This window comes from Sulfuricurvum sp. RIFOXYD12_FULL_44_77, from assembly GCF_001830725.1.
GTDB classification, from domain to species: Bacteria; Campylobacterota; Campylobacteria; order Campylobacterales; family Sulfurimonadaceae; genus Sulfuricurvum; species Sulfuricurvum kujiense_A.
On the sequence record NZ_MIBU01000267.1, the window covers coordinates 1 to 4,207 of the forward strand.

Consider the following 4,207-nt stretch of genomic DNA (forward strand, 5'->3'; position numbering starts at 1 on the left):
CGTTACGGCCTCATCGGTGCGAACGGTGCGGGGAAAACGACATTTTTGAAAATCCTCAGCGGTGAGATCAAAGAGTACGAAGGGGATGTCTCCATCGAACCGGGTCTCAAAGTAGGGATTTTAGGTCAAAATCAGTTTGCGTTTGAAGATTTCACGATTGCCGATGCGGTATTGTGGGGAAATAAACGTCTTTTTGATGCGATCAAAGAGAAAGAGCACCTTTATGCAACGGGCGATTTTGAGGATGATAAAGTCAATGACCGTCTGGCGGAGTTGGAGATGATCTGTTGTGAAGAAGATCCGACCTATGAGTACGACGTTCAAATTGCCAAGATTTTGGAAAACGTCGGGATTTCGGCAGAACATCATCAAGATTTGATGTCAAGCCTCCCATCATCAGAGAAATTTAAAGTCCTCCTTGCTCAGGTTCTGTATCCGAAACCGGATGTTTTGTTCCTCGATGAGCCGACGAATAACCTTGATATCGATACGATCGGATGGTTGGAGCGTGAGCTTCAACGTCATGAGGGGACATTGGTTATCATCTCGCATGACCGTCACTTCATTAATGCCGTCGTCACCAACATCCTCGACGTCGATTTCCAAAAGATTCGTGAGTTTACCGGAACCTATGATGACTGGTATCTCGCTTCGACCGTTATGGCAAACCAAGCACAGCTTGATCGCGATAAAAAAGTAAAAGAGAAAGAGCAGCTCGAAGCGTTTGTCCGTCGATTCTCGGCGAATGCGTCAAAAGCGAAACAAGCGACTTCTCGTCAGAAACAACTTGATAAACTCACGATTGAAGATATTAAGCCATCGTCTCGCCGTGACCCAAGTATCGTCTTTAAACCTAAACGTCCTATGGGGGATGAAGCGTTGCGTGTGGCGAATGTTTCGCACAGTTATGGTGATTTGAATGTTTTACGCGACTTTGATATTTTGGTCGCTCCGGGTGAAAAAATCGCTATTATCGGTCCCAACGGTGCCGGTAAATCAACTTTGTGTAAAATCCTCATGGAAGAGATGAAGCCGACAAGCGGAACGGTTACATGGGGTGCCACGATTGAATACAGTTATTTCCCGCAAGATACGACCGATAAAATCAAAGGGGACGGAACCTTGTACGATTGGCTTCGCGGGTTTGATCCGAAGCGTGAAATTTCCGAGATTCGTAACTGTTTAGGGCGTATGCTTTTCAACGGTGAACAGCAAGAGAAAAGCGTTGAGAAGATTTCAGGGGGAGAAAAACATCGTATGATGCTCTCTAAGATGATGTTGGAGGGGGGAAATTTTCTCGTACTCGATGAGCCTACCAATCACCTTGACCTTGAAGCGATTATTGCACTCGGTGAAGCATTACTCGATTTTGAAGGGAATGTTATTTGTGTGAGTCATGACCGTGAGTTACTCGATGCGTTTGCCGATCGTATTATTGAATTGCACCTCGATGGCACCTATATCGATTTCAAAGGTTCGTACGAAGAGTTTGCTGAGGCAAAAGCAAGTGGCACATTATAAAGAGTATGTCGGTTTCGGAGTAGCCGGTAATTTCGCCCTCCATCTCGAACAAGCGGGTGAGAGTGCCGATTTCAAAGATGTCATAACCGAAGACCCCAACGGACCCAAAGGGATGTTCCCTTTTTATATCCCCGTACGCGAGGGGAAACTTGGGCTCTATCCGATCAGTTCCGATACAATCCTCCTTCCGAGTGAAGCGTGCAATGTCCAGCCTGAACCCGAAGTGGCGCTTATCTGTAATCTTTCCTACGACGATGAGGGAAATGTCACCGAGATTACCCCTAAATTTTTCGGTGCTTATAATGACTGTTCTCTCCGCATCGAGGGAGCCGCAAAGATTAGCCACAAGAAAAACTGGGGTGAAGCTTCCAAGGGGCTATCCTCAACTCTAATTCCTATCGATACCTTTGAAAAAGGTGGCGTGATGGACAGTTATCGCATCGCTTCGTTTTTGAGACGTGAGGGGATGTTGATGCGCTATGGCGAAGATGTTGAACTGACGGGGTACAGCTATTTTCACACTAAACTGATCGACTGGCTCAAAAATCAAATCAATACCCAAGTTGATTTCGGCCCGTTGGAGCCGATCGGAAGCTATCTTAAAGATGCAGGATATCCGACACAGGCGATTATCAGCATCGGTGCGACCCGATATACCCATTTCGGTGAGACAAACTTCCTAAAAGAGGGAGATGAAGTGATCGTTGTCGTGTACGATAATGACAAATATTGTATGAATCCGATCCTCTCATTGGCGAATAAAGGGGAGTTGGCGGAAAAAGAGGGGATCAGTGTTTTGATTCAAAAGGTAGTACGTGGTTAAAGCCGGACTTTATCGCCATTACAAGGGGAAACATTACGAAGTGATCGGAGTGGCAAAACACTCTGAAACCTCTGAGAGCCTTGTCGTGTATCGTCCCCTTTACGGTGAGAGGGGATTATGGGTGCGTCCTCTGAAAATGTTTATTGAGATTCTCCCAAACGGGGTGAAACGATTTGAATACTGCGGAGAGGTGCAATGAGCCGAGGGACAAAACTCTCACTCGATCTAGGAGCTTCTTGGGGCGAGGGGTGGAGTATGGAAGAGGAAAAAACCGTAAAAGTTTTGACCATTCTTGAACCCTCTGCTCACCGTCTCGTCTTTCAAAAGGAAAAACGCAAAGGGAAAGCGGTAACTTTAGTGGGGCCATTCAGCCTGAGCGAAGAAGATGCTCACAAAACCCTCTCATCCCTTAAAAAGTCGTTGGCGTGCGGCGGTGCGTACAAAGAGCAATGGATGGAGTTTCAAGGCGATATTGCCCCTAAAGTACGTGAACACCTCGAAAAACTTTCATTCAAATTCAAAAATCCAAAATAATTTATAACGTGTTCGTGAACATCACTTGATTACGTCCCCGCTCTTTTGCCGCGTAGAGGTTCGTATCGGCAGTGTGAATGAGGGCATCTTCGCTCATATCAGCCGTAGGAACAATACATATTCCACCGATGGAGATAGTGAGAGTAGGTAAAATTTTAGACCCTTTATGCTCTATTTTTAGGCTCTCAATCCCCTCTCGTACTTTTTCCCCCATACTGCGAGCATTTTTACAATCGATATCGGTAAGGATAATGCCGAACTCTTCTCCCCCTAAACGAAATGGATAATCGCCCGGACGCTGGAGGGTAGTTTTGAGCACTTTGGCTACGGCTTGGAGGGCGACATCCCCTTGCAGGTGACCGTAGGTATCGTTGTACTGTTTGAAAAAATCGATATCGAGCATCATGAAAACAAAAGGGTTATTAGAGCGTAGGGAGCGTTTAAACTCCCGCTCATACACAATATTAAAGTAGCGTCGGTTGAACATACCCGTCAGTGAATCGGTATAAGAGGCTTGTTCCAGTTTGAGATTAAGATGCTTCAAGGTTTCACTCGACGCAATCAGCTGCTGCTGTTGAACTTCAATTCGGGCAAATATCGTCCAAGCCAATCCCATAACCAGCGCCAAAATAACCCCTAAAAAGAAAACCAGCTGTATAAGTGCATTCTCGTATTGTGTTAAGAGCATGGAATGTTCATATTTTGCTACGGCATTTTCATACGTTATAAGCTGCTGAAGGGTCGTGTGGATGGATTGGAGATTATCATCCATACTCATAAGTGAGAGGGGGTGAGATCGGTCAGGATCGTTGATTAAAGAGCGTACCTGAATAAAATAATTGCCGATATTTTGTATCTGAGCTTCGGTATATTTGACATATGCCATCTCTTCGGGGCGTTTGTGATGAGAGATATACGACCCCCATAAGGTATTGATCCGATCTAATCCTTGTACGATATTTTGGGATGCTTGTTCATCGCTGAGAAGCTGATTGCTCCACTGGTAGACGGAGGAAGCGAGATCGTTATGATAGGTGGAGGAGATAGAGTTTAATTCGCTCAAGGGGAGAAGGGATCCGAAATAGAGTGTGTCCATATTCCGTTTGATATTTTGAATATTGATATAACCGATCAATCCTACTACAACGAGGCCAAATCCCACAAGTAACAACAAGTAAAGAAGTTTCGTTTTGAGTTTAAGTGATTTCACGATTTTAATTAATCTTTATGGATTGGATACTTCTATCTAAGCAACTCCTATACCAAAAGAGATTACAATGTGATATTTTCAACGGGAGGAAATTATGGCAAAACGACTTATTAAAGATG

General features: G+C 44.9%; 5 protein-coding genes. 4 read left to right on the top strand and 1 reads right to left on the bottom strand.

Going from position 1 to position 4,207, the window contains the following annotated elements; all coding sequences use genetic code 11:
* The 4 genes from A2517_RS09585 to A2517_RS09600 form a co-directional block, all read left to right on the top strand.
* The coding region (locus tag A2517_RS09585) for an ABC-F family ATP-binding cassette domain-containing protein (protein ID WP_294896454.1) at window positions 1-1,521 on the top strand (1,521 nt) is incomplete at its 5' end.
* Complete coding sequence (locus A2517_RS09590; protein WP_294896456.1) at window positions 1,508-2,344, top strand: DUF5718 family protein; 837 nt, start codon at window positions 1,508-1,510, stop codon at window positions 2,342-2,344. The genes A2517_RS09585 and A2517_RS09590, both read left to right, overlap by 14 nt.
* The gene (locus tag A2517_RS09595; protein WP_294896458.1) at window positions 2,337-2,543 is read left to right on the top strand and encodes a DUF1653 domain-containing protein; all 207 of its coding nucleotides are present in this window, start codon (window positions 2,337-2,339) and stop codon (window positions 2,541-2,543) included. Before A2517_RS09590 ends, A2517_RS09595 begins: the two co-directional genes overlap by 8 nt.
* On the top strand, window positions 2,540-2,878 hold the full coding sequence (locus tag A2517_RS09600) for a translation initiation factor (RefSeq protein ID WP_294896460.1): 339 nt from the start codon (window positions 2,540-2,542) through the stop codon (window positions 2,876-2,878). The genes A2517_RS09595 and A2517_RS09600 overlap by 4 nt, the downstream gene beginning before the upstream one ends.
* Window position 2,879: 1 nt before the next feature.
* Here the strand turns inward: A2517_RS09600 and A2517_RS09605 are convergent, their stop codons facing one another.
* Entirely contained in the window at window positions 2,880-4,088 is a 1,209-nt protein-coding gene (locus A2517_RS09605) for a diguanylate cyclase (RefSeq protein WP_294896462.1), read from the bottom strand.
* Window positions 4,089-4,207 lie beyond the last annotated feature (119 nt).

What these genes read in the sequence shown, in the direction of transcription:
- A2517_RS09600 (WP_294896460.1), top strand. Translation starts at nt 2,540, where the DNA reads ATGAGCCGAGGGACAAAACTCTCACTCGATCTAGGAGCTTCTTGGGGC.